Annotated in this window: 15 protein-coding genes; 5 read left to right on the forward strand and 10 right to left on the reverse strand. The window is 71.3% G+C overall.

Translation table 11 applies throughout. The features are described from left to right. Positions 1-9: 9 nt before the first annotated feature. The 5 genes from ACFWRO_RS19705 to sigE form a co-directional block, all read right to left on the reverse strand. Positions 10-636, reverse strand: a complete 627-nt coding sequence (locus ACFWRO_RS19705) for a hypothetical protein (protein WP_384511874.1) — start codon at positions 634-636, stop codon at positions 10-12. A gap of 113 nt (positions 637-749) precedes the next feature. Next, positions 750-1,202, reverse strand: coding sequence for a sec-independent translocase (locus tag ACFWRO_RS19710; protein WP_384511876.1), 453 nt, complete (start codon positions 1,200-1,202; stop codon positions 750-752). Positions 1,203-1,293: 91 nt separating this feature from the next. Next, positions 1,294-2,991 carry a trypsin-like peptidase domain-containing protein gene (locus tag ACFWRO_RS19715; protein ID WP_384511878.1) on the reverse strand — a complete coding sequence of 566 codons (1,698 nt, stop codon included), beginning with the start codon at positions 2,989-2,991 and terminating at the stop codon, positions 1,294-1,296. A 78-nt stretch (positions 2,992-3,069) separates the two neighbouring features. After that, positions 3,070-4,077 carry an anti-sigma factor family protein gene (locus tag ACFWRO_RS19720; protein ID WP_384512069.1) on the reverse strand — a complete coding sequence of 336 codons (1,008 nt, stop codon included), beginning with the start codon at positions 4,075-4,077 and terminating at the stop codon, positions 3,070-3,072. Positions 4,078-4,079: 2 nt separating this feature from the next. Continuing rightward, on the reverse strand, positions 4,080-4,838 hold the full coding sequence (gene sigE, locus ACFWRO_RS19725; RefSeq protein WP_384511880.1) for an RNA polymerase sigma factor SigE: 759 nt from the start codon (positions 4,836-4,838) through the stop codon (positions 4,080-4,082). A 153-nt stretch (positions 4,839-4,991) separates the two neighbouring features. On the opposite strand from sigE, the gene ACFWRO_RS19730 reads away from it, so the two are divergent. Beyond that, positions 4,992-5,657 (forward strand): O-methyltransferase, encoded by a 666-nt coding sequence (locus tag ACFWRO_RS19730; RefSeq protein WP_384511882.1) that lies wholly within the window; start codon positions 4,992-4,994, stop codon positions 5,655-5,657. A 166-nt stretch (positions 5,658-5,823) separates the two neighbouring features. On the opposite strand, the gene ACFWRO_RS19735 is transcribed toward ACFWRO_RS19730, so the two are convergent. Continuing rightward, on the reverse strand, positions 5,824-5,991 hold the full coding sequence (locus ACFWRO_RS19735) for a DUF3117 domain-containing protein (protein WP_006346801.1): 168 nt from the start codon (positions 5,989-5,991) through the stop codon (positions 5,824-5,826). A 313-nt stretch (positions 5,992-6,304) separates the two neighbouring features. Here ACFWRO_RS19735 and ACFWRO_RS19740 point away from each other — a divergent pair, with 313 nt between their 5' ends. The 3 genes from ACFWRO_RS19740 to ACFWRO_RS19750 all read left to right on the forward strand — a co-directional run bounded on the left by ACFWRO_RS19740 (position 6,305) and on the right by ACFWRO_RS19750 (position 9,790). Beyond that, positions 6,305-7,108, forward strand: a complete 804-nt coding sequence (locus tag ACFWRO_RS19740) for an enoyl-CoA hydratase/isomerase family protein (protein ID WP_384511884.1) — start codon at positions 6,305-6,307, stop codon at positions 7,106-7,108. Between the two features lie 172 nt (positions 7,109-7,280). Next, complete coding sequence (locus tag ACFWRO_RS19745) at positions 7,281-8,528, forward strand: FG-GAP-like repeat-containing protein (protein ID WP_384511886.1); 1,248 nt, start codon at positions 7,281-7,283, stop codon at positions 8,526-8,528. Positions 8,529-8,560: 32 nt separating this feature from the next. Further along, entirely contained in the window at positions 8,561-9,790 is a 1,230-nt protein-coding gene (locus tag ACFWRO_RS19750; RefSeq protein ID WP_384511888.1) for an FG-GAP-like repeat-containing protein, read from the forward strand. Positions 9,791-9,842: 52 nt separating this feature from the next. Here the strand turns inward: ACFWRO_RS19750 and ACFWRO_RS19755 are convergent, their stop codons facing one another. Together ACFWRO_RS19755 and ACFWRO_RS19760 are read right to left on the reverse strand one after the other, a co-directional pair. Further along, a complete protein-coding gene (locus ACFWRO_RS19755) occupies positions 9,843-10,427 on the reverse strand; it encodes a DNA-3-methyladenine glycosylase I (protein ID WP_384511890.1) in 585 nt (194 codons plus the stop codon). After that, positions 10,424-10,777 carry a DivIVA domain-containing protein gene (locus ACFWRO_RS19760; RefSeq protein ID WP_384511892.1) on the reverse strand — a complete coding sequence of 118 codons (354 nt, stop codon included), beginning with the start codon at positions 10,775-10,777 and terminating at the stop codon, positions 10,424-10,426. The genes ACFWRO_RS19755 and ACFWRO_RS19760 overlap by 4 nt, the downstream gene beginning before the upstream one ends. 103 nt (positions 10,778-10,880) lie before the next feature. On the opposite strand from ACFWRO_RS19760, the gene folP reads away from it, so the two are divergent. Next, entirely contained in the window at positions 10,881-11,741 is an 861-nt protein-coding gene (folP, locus tag ACFWRO_RS19765; RefSeq protein ID WP_384511894.1) for a dihydropteroate synthase, read from the forward strand. Between the two features lie 71 nt (positions 11,742-11,812). Here the strand turns inward: folP and ACFWRO_RS19770 are convergent, their stop codons facing one another. Beyond that, the gene (locus ACFWRO_RS19770; RefSeq protein WP_384511896.1) at positions 11,813-12,562 is read right to left on the reverse strand and encodes a TIGR00730 family Rossman fold protein; all 750 of its coding nucleotides are present in this window, start codon (positions 12,560-12,562) and stop codon (positions 11,813-11,815) included. A gap of 84 nt (positions 12,563-12,646) precedes the next feature. After that, a complete protein-coding gene (gene dapE, locus ACFWRO_RS19775; protein WP_384511898.1) occupies positions 12,647-13,729 on the reverse strand; it encodes a succinyl-diaminopimelate desuccinylase in 1,083 nt (360 codons plus the stop codon). Positions 13,730-13,746: the final 17 nt, after the last annotated feature.

Below are 13,746 nucleotides of genomic sequence, written 5' to 3' on the forward strand. Positions count from 1 at the left end.
GCCGTGCCGTCAGGCGTAGAGCCCGAGGTCCTGGACCCCCGCGAACCCCAGCCCGTACGCGCTCATGCCCCTGCCGTACGCCCCGATGTGCACCGCCCCCGCGGACCCGGCCAGTACCCAGCCGAACTCGGACTCGCGGTAGTGGAACGGCATCGGCACCCCGTCCACGGGGAGCGACAGCGTCGACCACTCCGGGCCCGTCAGGTCGTCCGCCAGCTCGAACGCCGTCTCCGTCTGCTGGTCCAGCCAGTCGTCCCGCAGCGCGTGGTCCAGCTGCGCGGGCCAGGTGTACGCCAGGAGCCCGGAGCCGGCCAGCCAGGCCGCTGAGGAGACCGTGGTGGCGTCCAGGACGCCCGTACCGTCACCCGACCTGCGCTCCGGGGTCGCCGCGACCGTCACGACGACGGCGAAGCGCTCCTTCTCGACCGCGCTCGCGTCGGACTTTATCGACGGCTCGTCCCCGTGCCCCATCGATCCGTGCTGCACGGTCCCGTCGGCCGCCGTGCCGACCTGCATCAGCCAGCGCGCTCCGGTGAACGCGTCGTCAAGTCCGTACCAGGTGAAGGGTGCGCGCAGATAGCCATCGGCCGTGCGCCGGGCTGCGGGCACTCCCTCCACCCGACTCGTCGTCTCCATCTCGGCCGCCTCCTAGATCCGTCGTGTCCGCGGCGGCGGACAACAGATGGAGGATAGCCACCGGCTGACGCCACGGTGCGTCAGCCCAGGTGGCCCAGTGTGGCCAGGTGTCGTCAGGTCGCGTCGGAGTCGTACGGCGGTCGCTCGCCGGCATCCGGCTTGTCCTGCTTCTTCAGCAGGTCCGGGGAGCCGTTGACCGTGGCCGGGACGGAGGCGGGCTCGGGGGCCGGCTCCGGCTCGCGGCCGTTGACCGCGTCCGCGACCTCGTTCATCTCCTTCTTGAGGTCGAAGCTGCTGCGCAGCTCCTTCAGCTCCTTGAGGTCCTCGTTCCCGTCCAGCTGCTTGCGCAGGAAGGTCTTGGGGTTGAGGTCCTCGAACTCGAAGTCCTTGAACTCCGGACCCAGCTCGGTACGGATGTCCTGCTTGGCGCTCTCGGAGAACTCGCGGATCTTTCGGATGAAACGCGAGGCGTCCTGGATGACCTTCGGCAGCTTGTCCGGGCCGAAGATGAGCACGGCGAGGACCACGAGCGTCACGAGCTCGAGTATGCCGATGTCGTTGAACACCTTGGCTGCTCCTTACACGGGTCAGGGGCCCGGTCCACGGTACCCGCCGAAACAGCCGGGCGGGTACCTTCCGGTGTCCCTCACATGGCGCTCAGTCGCCCTGCGAGGAACCGAGCGTCAACGTCTTGGTCTGTTCCTTGCCGCCGCGCTTGAGCGTCAGCTCCAACTGATCGCCGGGGCGGTGGGCGCGAATCTTCACGATCAACTCCTCGCCGCTGTGCACGCGCTGGCCGTCGACCTTGGTGATCACGTCACCGGGCCGGATGCCGGCCTTGGCCGCCGGGCCGTCCGCGGTGACCGAGGCGGTGCCGTCCTTGCCCTTGTCGCCGACCCGGGCGCCGTCGCCGTTGTACTGCATGTCGAGGCTCACACCGATGACGGGGTGGGTGGCCTTGCCGGTGTTGATCAGCTCCTCGGCGACCCGCTTGCCCTGGTTGATCGGGATGGCGAAACCCAGGCCGATGGAGCCGGACTGACCGCCGCCCTCCCCGCTCGAACCGTCACCGGCCGCGCGGATCGCGCTGTTGATGCCGATGACCCGGGCCTTGGAGTCGACCAGCGGGCCGCCCGAATTGCCGGGGTTTATCGGGGCGTCGGTCTGGAGGGCGTCGACATAGCTGACGTCGCTGCCGTCGCCCTTCTCGCCGCCGGCCGTGATCGGACGCTCCTTGGCGCTGATGATGCCGGAGGTGACCGTGTTCTGGAGGTCGAAGGGGGCGCCGATGGCGACGACCGGGTCGCCGACGCGGACGTTGTCCGAGTTGCCGAGCGGGAGGGGCTTGAGGCCCGAGACGCCGGTGACCTTGACGACGGCGAGGTCGTAGCCGCTGTCCTTGCCGACGAGCTTGGCGCTCGCGGTCTCGCCGCTGCTGAAGGTGACGCTGATCTCGCCGGAGGAGGCGGCCGCGTCGACCACGTGGTTGTTGGTCAGGATGTGGCCCTGGGTGTCCAGGACGAAGCCCGTGCCGGTGCCCGAGGAACCTGCGCCGCTGACGTGCAGGGTGACCACGCTCGGCAGGGCGCTGGCGGCGATCCCGGCGACGGACTCGGGGGCGCGGTCGCCGCCCTCGACGTCCGCCTGGGGCAGCTCGACGGTGGTGATGCCGCCGTGTCGCTCGACATACGCGCCGATGGCGCCGCCGACGACGCCGGTGATCAGGGCGAAGATCAGCGCCCCGACGAGCGCGAGCCCGCGGCGGGAGCGGCGGGGCCTGCCGAGCGGCTCCGTCCCGACGCTCAGCGGCACGGCGGGCACGCCGGGGGCACCGGGCGCTCCCCAGGGGTCGTACTGCACCCACGGCGTGGGCTGCGGCACGACCGGCTGCGGGACGGGGACGGGCACGGTCTGCTGCGGCACGGCCTGTGGTGGGGCCGCCTGCGGCGGTACGGACTGTGGTGGGGCGGCCTGCTGCGGTACGGGTACGCCGTGGGCCGGGGTCGCCACCGGTCGCTGGACGGGCGGCGCGGGCGCCCAGGGCCCGGGCTCCCCGTAGGGCGGGGTCCGGTACTCGTCGGGCTCGTGCAGCGGTTGGGCCTGCACCGGCGCCTGCGGCTGTGGCTCCGGCTCCGGCTCCGAAAGCACCTGGTCCTCCGGAACCTCCGCCGGCGCCTGCTGCGGTACCGGCGCGGGTGGCGCGTCCGGGGTCGCGGGGGCGGCGAGGGTGAAGTCACCCTCATCCGCGACCGGCGCCTCCGCTGCCGGCGGCGCCGGTATCTCGGCCGCCGGCGGCGTACTCGTCGGCCGACTCCACCACTTCGGCTTCTGGCCGGTCGGCTTCCCGTCGTTCATGCTCTCCCCGCAACAGCTGACCTGTCCGCGCCCGCCTCACGGCGGGCGCCCGTGCCGAGGATTCAACCAGGTCCCGGCTCAGCGGTGGGCGGTGAGCGGGGTCGTCGTCGGGTTGGCGTCCGCGAGCAGGCTCGGGGACGGGGTGGCCGCCGGGGCGCTCAGCGGGTTGTACCCGCTCGTGAACGCCAGGCGCAGGGCCGGGCCCGTGGGGCGTATGAACGGGGACAGCTCGAAGACCGACTGGGCCGACGTGCCCTGGAGCCGCAGGGAGACGGCGTGGGCCGGCTCGCCCGGGACCAGGGGTCCCGCGGCCACCGTGCCCGTGGTCGAGCCGACGCCGATCGGGCTCGCCGTGGAGCCGATGGACGTCCGCTCCTCCGTGCGCCCGCCTCGTCCGAAGGCCGCGCCCGCGCTCGCCGCCGTGCCCGTACCGGAACCGGTGCCCGTGCCGGTGACCGAGCCCGTGCCGGTGCCCGCGCCGGCGGACCGGAGCGGGGTCACGTTCGTGCCCGTGCCCTCGCCGCGCGCGCCGACGTTCACCGTCGCCTCCAGCGGCAGGGCGCCGCCGAGCGCGATCGCGGCGAAGGAGACCGCGCTGGCGGCCGCGATGCCGAAGCGTCGGCTCCGCCAGGACGAGCGGTCGTTCTCGGGACGGCCGCCGACCGCGTGGATACGGAAACCGGAGTGGTGCGGGGAGACCGGGGCGGCCGTCGCGAAGCCGTCCGACCTCACTGCTCCGAGGCCTCCTCCGACGCCGCCTCCGCCGCCACCAAGGGCGCCGCCGCCACCACCGAGGGTGAGGAGCTCGTCGAAGGGTCCTCTTCGGTTGTCACCCCCCGGTTCGCCAGGGCCCCCGGGCAACCCCTGAAGGCGTGCGAGGAGCCCTTCCGAGGGCGGTGGTGGCGCGGTGGACGCGAAGACGCTCTTCAGCCGACGCTGGGCGTCGGCCTCCGCCTTGCATTTGGCACAGGTCGCGAGGTGCGCGAGGACCCGCTCGCGGGCGTCGTGGCCGAGTTCCCCGTCGACCAGCGCGGCGAGTCGGTCCCCGAGGTGCTGCTCCGCGGGGGTCGGGCCGGCAGGACTGATGCTCACGCCGTTCCGCCCTCCCAGCCGACGGTGGCAAGCGCGCGCTCCGCCCGGGCTTCGGGGGAACGGTGCTTGAGCGCCTTGCGCAGGTGCGAACGGCCGCGGTGGATGCGGCTGCGGACCGTGCCGAGCTTGACGCCGAGCGTGGCGGCGATCTCCTCGTACGACAGTCCCTCGATGTCACAGAGGACGACCGCGGCCCGGAACTCGGGCGCCAGGGTGTCCAGGGCCTGCTGCACGTCCGCGTCGAAGTGCGTGTCGTTGAACGCCTGCTGCGGGGAGGGCTCGCGGCTGGGCAGCCGCTCGGCCGCGTCGTCGCCGAGCGCGTCGAAACGGATCCGCTGCTTGCGGCGGACCATGTCGAGGAAGAGGTTGGTGGTGATGCGGTGCAGCCAGCCCTCGAAGGTGCCCGGCGTGTACGTCGACAGCGAGCGGAAGACGCGGACGAAGACCTCCTGCGTGAGGTCCTCGGCGTCGTGCTGGTTGCCGGTCAGCCGGTAGGCCAGGCGGTAGACCCGGCCACTGTGCGTGCTGACGATCTCCTCCCAGGTGGGCGGAGTCCACGCCTGCGATTCCGCATCCGATGCGAAGGTCGCGGTGGTGGGAGCGGAGTCGGCGGTGTGGATTCGGTCAGCGGTGTTTGTCACGGATTTCGGCTCACCCGCCGACCTGAGAAGACGCCGAAGCACTCCTCCCCGGTCCACAGGCGCAGCCGCACCTCCCCTATCGGCTCTGGTGGTGTCCAGTGGAGCCCCTACCATAGCCACCTCGCCCGTTAGCTCCGGATAAGAATCTTTACGCGAATTTGGGGACCGGGTCATCCGCTTCTCCCGACTGCCCCTCGTGCGCGTTCTTCCCCCTGTGAACGCGCGGTCCCATCTGCGGGTTCCCGGGTCCAGCGGATACAGTCACCGTTGCGCCAACTACGGGGACAGGAGAGGGCCATTACCGCCAACCGGCCGACGAGCTGGGCGTTCGCCGACGCCTTTGTCGCCGAGGACGAAGCGCTGCGCTGGGCCCGTGACCGGGCCCGGGAGGCAGCGCTGCCCTCGGTGTCGCCGGGCACCGGCGCCGCTCTGCGTCTGCTGGCCGCGTCGACGGACGCGAAAGCGGTGGCCGAAATCGGTACGGGCACGGGCGTGTCCGGGATCTATCTGCTGCAGGGGATGCGGCCGGACGGGGTCCTGACGACCGTGGACACGGAGCCGGAGCGCCAGCAGTTCGCCAAGACGGCGTTCCGGGCGGCGGGCTTCACGGGGAACCGGGCGCGGTTCATCCCGGGCCGCGCCCTGGACGTCCTGCCCCGGCTCGCGGACGGCGGATACGACCTCGTGTTCTGCGACGGCGACCGGTTGGAGTGCCTGGACTATCTCGCTGAATCGTTGCGCCTGCTGCGACCGGGGGGTCTGGTCTGCTTCGAGGGCGTCTTCGCGGACGGCCGTACGGTCGACTCGGCGGCCCAGCCGCCCGAGGTGCTGCGGATACGGGAGCTGCTGCGGGCGGTCCGGGAGAGCCAGGAGCTGCTGCCCTCACTGCTGCCGGTCGGCGACGGCCTGCTGTGCGCGGTACGCCGGGGCTGACGCCCCTCACAACGTACGTACGCCCCTCAGGACCGTACGGTCCGTACAGCTGACGCCCCCGCAGGACCCCCGTACGTGTGAGCACCGTACCGACCCCGGAAACACCCCTGCCCCGGCGCGGTGGGTACCGTGCCGGGGCAGGGGCGGACAATCCTGGCTTGTCGCGTCAGCCGACTACCTGCTTCAGGGCGTCGCCGAGGGCTTCGGCCTCGTCCGGCGTCAGCTCGACGACAAGCCGACCGCCGCCTTCGAGCGGAACGCGCATGACGATGCCCCGCCCCTCCTTGGTCACCTCGAGCGGGCCGTCGCCCGTCCGCGGCTTCATGGCCGCCATGCTCGTTCCCCTTCCTGAAACCAGCTCTTCGTCAGCCGACGGCCCCTGATCGGGAGCACACGTCACCGGCATCGAACACATTGCTTCCAGGTCATTATCCCGCATCGGAGGACCCGATGACCAACATCGGACTGCATCGCTTGCGCAACGCGCTTCCTCAAAACCGTCCATTTCGGCGATCGGCCTGCGATACTTCGCCGCCGTCGCCCCGCCACCACCCCGCAGGACTTTGACGCAGGTCACATGTGCGAGGGGGGTGATCTCCGCCATGCTGGGCCAGTCAGGGACCGCGAAGACGCGAAGGGAAGCCGCGATGGCCGACACCGTGCTGTACGAAGTGACCGACGGACTCGCCACGATCACGCTCAACCGGCCCGAGGCCATGAACGCGATGAACGTCGAGGCGAAACTCGCCCTGCGGGACGCCGTCGAGGCGGCGGGCGCGGACACGGCCGTACGGGCGGTCCTGCTGACGGCGGCGGGCGACCGGGCGTTCTGTGTGGGCCAGGACCTGAAGGAGCACGTGGGCCTGCTGCTCCAGGACAAGGAGACCGGTTCGCAGGCGACGATGAACACGGTCAGGGACCACTACAACCCCATCGTCAGGGCGCTGACCGGCATGAAGAAGCCGGTGGTGGCGGGCGTGAACGGTGTCGCGGCCGGGGCCGGCTTCGGCTTCGCCCTCGCGGCGGACTACCGGGTGGTGGCCGATACCGCCTCCTTCAACACCTCCTTCGCGGGCGTGGCGCTCACCGCCGACTCCGGCATGTCCTGGACGCTCCCCCGCCTCATCGGCGCGAGCCGCGCCTCCGACCTGCTGCTCTTCCCGCGCTCGATCACCGCGCAGGAGGCGTACGAGCTGGGCATCGCGAACAAGCTGGTCCCGGCCGCCGACCTCGCCGAGGAGGCCCTGAAGCTCGCCCGCACCCTGGCCGAGGGCCCGACGGTGGCGTACGCGGCTCTGAAGGCGTCCCTGGCGTACGGCGCGGACCACTCCCTCACGGAGGCCCTGGAGAAGGAGGACGAACTCCAGTCGGCGGCGGGCGCCTCGGAGGACCACACGATCGCGGTCCAGGCCTTCCTGGCGAAGGAGAAGCCGAAGTACGTCGGCCGCTGACCCTGACCGGAACCCCCCACCGGAACCCCATCGGAAGCTCCGGCCGGAACCCCCACCAGAGCCCCCACGGGAACCCGGTCGAGCGAGCGGTGTGCGCGTCTATATGATCCGCACACCACTCGTTCATCTCGAGTGCTGCACATCTTCTTCACGCACACACCTGGGGGGTTCCGTGCGTCCTCTTACCGCGTCGCGATCCGTTCGCGGCGCTCTCACCGCTGCCCTGGCGCTCGGCCTGTCGGCGACGGCCCTCACGGTCCCGGCGCAGGCGGCCGAAGGCTGGGAGCGGTGTCCGAACGGCAAGGTCTGCGTCTTCAGCAAGCCGCTCTACCAGGGCGACATGCTCGTCGTGACCAAGCCGATGTACTCCCTCGGCGCCTGGGACAACCGCGTCCGCTCCTTCGTGAACTACAGCTCGGACGCGGTCTGCTTCTATCCGGAGGCCGGTTTCGCCCCCGAAGGGTCCGTGCACTTCTACATGTCGGAGTCCTTCGACGAGAGCGCGTATCCCCAGCTCGACCGCGCCGCCAGCTCGATCGACGTCGGGCCGGAGGCGGACGACTTCTGCGGGTCGGAGAGCCGGCACCCCGGCTGGTACAACGACGGTCCTCCGAAGCTCCGGCCCACCTCGTCGTCGGCGCTCGGCGCGTTCGGCGACGTCAACAACGACGGCTACGGCGACCTGCTCACCCGTGACGCGCTCGGCGCTCTGTGGACCACCCACACGTGGGAGGGCACGGGCCTCACGCAGCGCATCGGCGGCGGCTGGAACACCATGACCAAGCTGACCCGGCACGGTGACCACAACGGCGACGGCACCGAGGACGTCCTCGCGCGCGACACGGCCGGCGTCCTGTGGTTCTACCCGGGCACCGGCAAGGGCCTGTTCAAGTCCCGCCTCAAGATCGGCGCGGGCTGGAACAGCATGGCGGACATCGCCGCCGCGGGCGACCTGACCGGGGACGGCAAGGCCGACCTGCTCGCGGCCGACACCGCCGGTGTCCTGTGGACGTACCCCGGCAACGGCAAGGGCTGGTTCGGCGCTCGGCAGAAGGTCGGGGCCGGCTGGAAGGTCATGAACGAGCTCGTCGGCGCCGGTGACATGAACTCCGACGGGCGAGCCGACCTCGTGGCCCGGGACACGGCCGGCAAGCTCTGGCTCTACCCGGGCAACGGCCGTGGCGCCTTCGGCGCCCGCAAGCTCATCGGCACCGGCGGCTGGAACGGGGTGCGCGAACTCGCCGGCTTGGGCGACCTCACGGGCGACGGCCGCCCCGATCTGGTCGCGCACGGCCCGGGCACCGACGCCTGGGACCGGAACAACTCGATGTTCCTCCGGGTCTACCCCAGCAAGGCGGACGGCAGCCTCGCGGCCCCGAAGACGTACGCCCAGCTCCGCTCCTCCCACTTCGTCTTCTGACCCTCACTCCTCCATCGAAGGGAGTCCGATCCATGGTCGGAACCTCTCGGCCCCGGCGCGCCCTCGTCGCGGCCCTGGCCACCGTGGCCTCGCTGGCCACCCTCGTCGTCGCGGCGCCGAACGCCTCGGCCGACTCGTCCCGCTGCCCTGCGGGCAAGCTCTGCCTCTTCCAGTACCCGGACTTCAAGGGCGAGATGAAGATCATCTCGTCCAGCCAGGCCACCCTGGGCACCTGGAACGACAAGACCTCGTCGCTGGTCAACAACTCCTCGCTGTACGCGAGCGCCCACACGGGCCCGAACTACACCGGCAACGACTCGCTGCACATCAGTCCGCACAACGGCGCGATCAGCTTCGGCGGCGGCTCGTTCGGCGGAGCCTTCGACAACACGATCAGCTCGATCCGGGTGGCCAGGACCGACTGGGAGCTCTCCTACGGCGTCGGGTGGATGGACTGGCTGGCGCCCAGCGCCCGCCCGGAGCCCACGCCCGTGACGGCCTTCGGCGACCTGGACAACAACTGGGTCCCCGACCTGCTCCACCGCGCGGAGGACGGCCGGTTGTGGTTCCTGCCCGGCTACGTCCCCAAGGGCAGCACCGGCATGCCGAAGGGGCGGCTGATCGGCGCCGGCTGGAACACGATGACCCAGCTCGTCCGGCACGGCGACTACAACGGTGACGGGAACGAGGACCTCTTCGCCCGCGACAAGGCCGGCGTGCTCTGGATCTACCCCGGGAACGGCGCGGGCGCGTTCAAGGCCCGCGGCAAGATCGGCGCGGGCTGGAACACCATGCGGGAGATCGCCGCGGTCGGCGACATCACCGGCGACGGTCGGCGCGACCTGGTCGCCCGGGACACGGCCGGTGTGCTCTGGACGTACCCGGGCAACGGCAAGGGCTGGTTCGGTGCCCGCAAGAAGGTCGGGGCCGGCTGGAACGTCATGAACCGGCTGGTGGGCCCGGGCGACATGAACGGGGACGGCAAGGCCGACCTCGTCGCCCGTGACGGCTCGCGCGCGCTGTGGCTCTACCCGGGCAACGGGAAGGGCACCTTCGGCGCCCGTACGAAGCTGCCGTACGCCTGGGCCTCCACCGAGGAGGTCATGAGCGTCGGGGACGTGACCGGGGACGGTCTGTCCGACATCATGCGGACGATCAACTTCCGCGAGCTGTACGTCGACGCAGGCAACGGCCGGGGCAGCATCGGCGCCCCGACGCACCTGACCTCCTACGACTCCGCGGAAGGCGTCCGCGTCTTCTGAGTCTTCTGACCGCCGGCAGAGTCTTCTGACCGTCGGCCGGTCCGGGGCGTCCCTAGCGGGCGCCCCGGGCCACGCAGTCCTTGAGGTGGTCGTCGACCAGGCCGCAGGCCTGCATCAGGGCGTAGGCGGTCGTCGGGCCGATGAAGCGGAGGCCGCGCTTCTTGAGGGCCTTGGAGAGGGCCGTCGACTCGTCCGTCACGGCCGGGACCTCGGCGGTCGTCAGGGGGGCCGGGCGGGTCTTCGGGTCCGGGGCGTGGGACCAGATCAGGGCGTCCAACTCGCCCGGGGCCCAGTCCGTGAGCACCTTGGCGTTGGCCATGGTCGCGTCGATCTTCGCGCGGTTGCGGATGATGCCCTCGTCCGCGAGGAGCCGCTCCCGGTCCTTCTCGCCGAAGCGGGCGACCGAGGCGATCTCGAAGTCGGCGAAGGCCCGGCGGAAGCCCTCGCGGCGGCGCAGGATCGTGATCCACGACAGGCCGGACTGGAAGGCCTCCAGGCAGAGCCGCTCGAACAGCGCGTCGTCCCCGTGGACCGGGCGGCCCCACTCCTCGTCGTGGTACGCCACGTAGTCCTCGGTCGACAGGCCCCAGGGGCAGCGCAGCCGCCCGTCCGGACCCGGGACGGCCTCGCCGGTCATCGCTGCGGCCCCTCGTCCTTGCGGAGCGACGGGCCGGACGACGGGCCCGGGCCCCCGTGCCCGCCCGCGAGCGCCGCTTCCAGGTCCGCGATCCGGGCGTCCCTCTCCGCGAGCTCGGCTCCCAGGCGCCCGAGGACGTCGTCCACGTCCGCCATGCGGTAGCCCCGCGCCGTCACCGGCAGCCGGAGCGCCTCGATGTCCTCGCGGTCCACCGGGCGGGTCCGCGGCAGCGGGTCCACCAACTGCTCGGGCGCCACCTCGGGCAGCACCTCGCTGTCGCCCCCGCCGATCACCGCGAGGGTGACAGCGGCGACGACCACGACCATCGCGATCAGCAAAAACCAGAACACCAGCGCGCCTCTCCCCGGAGTGGAAATCGTCCCGTGCCGATCGTGCCATGCGCCACTGACAGTTAGGGTCGCAGGCGAACGGACGCGAGGGAGGACAAAAGGGATGCTGCGCTTGGGACGGCGTGAATTCGGGCCGCACGAGCCGGTGATCATGGCGATCGTGAACCGGACCCCGGATTCCTTCTACGACCAGGGCGCCACCTTCCGCGACGAGCCCGCGCTCGCCCGAGTCGAGCAGGCGGTCGCCGAGGGCGCCGCCATCATCGACATCGGCGGGGTCAAGGCGGGCCCCGGCGAGGAGGTCACGGCGGAGGAGGAGGCGCGCCGCACGGTCGGTTTCGTCGCGGAGGTACGGCGCCGGCACCCGGACGTCGTCATCAGCGTCGACACCTGGCGCGCGGACGTCGGCGAGGCGGTCTGCGAGGCCGGCGCGGACGTCCTCAACGACGCGTGGGGCGGGGTCGACCCCCGGCTCGCCGAGGTCGCCGCCCGCTACGGCGCCGGTCTCGTCTGCACCCACGCGGGCGGCGCCGAGCCGAGGACCCGGCCGCACCGGATCGCGTACGAGGACGTCATGGCCGACATCCTGCGGGTCACCGTGGGCCTGGCCGAGCGGGCCGTCGAGCTGGGCGTGCGGCGCGACGGGATCATGATCGACCCGGGCCACGACTTCGGGAAGAACACCCGCCACAGCCTGGAGGCGACCCGGCGGCTCGGGGAGATGACGGAGACGGGCTGGCCCGTGCTCGTGTCCCTGTCCAACAAGGACTTCGTGGGCGAGACGCTGGACCGGCCGGTCAAGGAGCGGGTGTTGGGGACGTTGGCTACGACGGCGGTTTCGGCGTGGCTGGGGGCGCAGGTGTATCGGGTGCATGAGGTGGCGGAGACCAGGCAGGTTCTCGACATGGTGGCCACGATCGCTGGGCATCGTGAGCCCGCTGTGGCGCGGCGCGGGCTGGCGTAACGAGGAAGGGGCGGGTGCTTTCCCCGCCCCTTCCCGAACCGCGCCTCAAGCGCCGGCGGGGCTGGAGGTTGCTACCTCCCCGTCTCCTTCGTCACCAGGGCGACCGCCTCGTCCACGTCGTCCGTCACGTGGAAGAGGAGGAGGTCCCGCTCCGAGGCCTTGCCGCCCGCGACGACCGAGTCGCGGAGCCAGTCGACGAGGCCCTTCCAGTACTCCGTACCGAAGAGGACGATCGGGAACTTGGTCACCTTGCGGGTCTGGACCAGGGTGAGCGCCTCGAAGAGCTCGTCCAGGGTGCCGAGGCCGCCAGGGAGGACGACGAAGCCCTGGGCGTACTTCACGAACATCGTCTTGCGGACGAAGAAGTAGCGGAAGTTCACGCCGATGTCGACGTGCGGGTTGAGCCCCTGCTCGAAGGGGAGCTCGATGCCGAGGCCGACCGAGATGCCCTTGGCCTCCCGCGCCCCCTTGTTCGCCGCCTCCATGGCGCCCGGGCCGCCGCCCGTGATGACCGCGAAGCCGGCGTCGACCAGCGCGCGGCCGAGCCGCACGCCCGCTTCGTACTCCGGCGAGTCCGGCTTCGTACGGGCCGAGCCGAAGACGCTGATCGCGCTCGGCAGTTCGGCGAGGGCGCCGAAGCCCTCGACGAACTCGGACTGGATGCGCATGACCCGCCACGGGTCGGTGTGCACCCACTCCGAGTCGCCCTCGGTGTCCAGCAGACGCTGATCCGTGGTGCCCGGCTGGACCTGGTCCCGGCGCCTCAACACCGGTCCCAGCCGCTGCTCCTCCGGCTTCGACGCTCCCTCGGGGATTCCCATGGCCTGCTCCCTCCACCGATCCACTGATCTTCTGATTCGGTCAGGGTAGGTCCACAGAGGTGGCAAAAAGCCGAATTACGGCTGTCAGGCAGTGAGCCAGTCGCGGAGCCGTGCCTCGCAGTGAACGATCCGTTCCACCACGACGTGCTCGTCCACCTTGTGCGCGTAGATCGGGTCGCCGGGGCCGTAGTTGACCGCGGGGACGCCGAGGGCGCTGAAGCGGGCCACGTCGGTCCAGCCGAACTTGGGGTGGGCCGTGCCGCCGACCGCCTTCATGAACGCCTCGGCCGCCGGGTGGGAGAGGCCGGGCAGGGCGCCTCCGCTGTGGTCGTCGACGACGAACTCGGTGACTCCGCAGTCGGCGAAGACCTCGCGCACGTGCGCCTCGGCCTCGGCGGGGGTGAGGTCGGGGGCGTAGCGGTAGTTGACGGTGACCGTGCAGGCGTCGGGGATGACGTTGTTGGCGACGCCGCCCTCGATCCGTACGGCGTTGAGGCCCTCGTGGTACTCCAGGCCGTCGATGACCGGCTTGCGCGGCTCGTAGGCGGCGAGGCGGGCGAGGATCGGGGCCGCGGTGTGGATGGCGTTGGAGCCCATCCAGGAGCGCGCGGAGTGGGCGCGCTCGCCCTCCGTGCGCAGGAGGACGCGCAGGGTGCCCTGGCAGCCGCCCTCGACCTCGGCGTTGGAGCCTTCGAGGAGGACCGCGAAGTCGCCCTCCAGCCAGTCCGGGTGGGCCTCGGCGACCTTCCCCAGGCCGTTGAGGTGGGCGGCGACCTCCTCCTGGTCGTAGAAGACGAAGGTGAGGTCGCGGTTGGGCGCGGGGACGGTGGCGGCGATCTTGAGCTGGACGGCGACGCCCGACTTCATGTCGGAGGTGCCGCAGCCCCACAGGATGCCGTTCTCGTCGAGCCGCGAGGGCACGTTGTCGGCGATCGGCACGGTGTCGATGTGACCGGCGAGGATCACCCGCTGCTCGTGCCCGAGGTTCGTGCGGGCGACGACGTTGTTGCCGAAGCGGTCGACGGTGAGGTGCGGGAGCGTCCTCAGGGCCAGCTCGATCGCGTCGGCGAGCGGCTTCTCGGTTCCGCTGACCGAGGGGAAGTCGACGAGCGCGGCGGTGAGCGCGGGGCCGTCCAGCGTGAGGTCGAGGGGAGCGTTGTCAGCCATGTGCCGACCCTAACCCG

Source organism: Streptomyces sp. NPDC058579 (assembly GCF_042718575.1).
Lineage (GTDB): Bacteria > Actinomycetota > Actinomycetes > Streptomycetales > Streptomycetaceae > Streptomyces.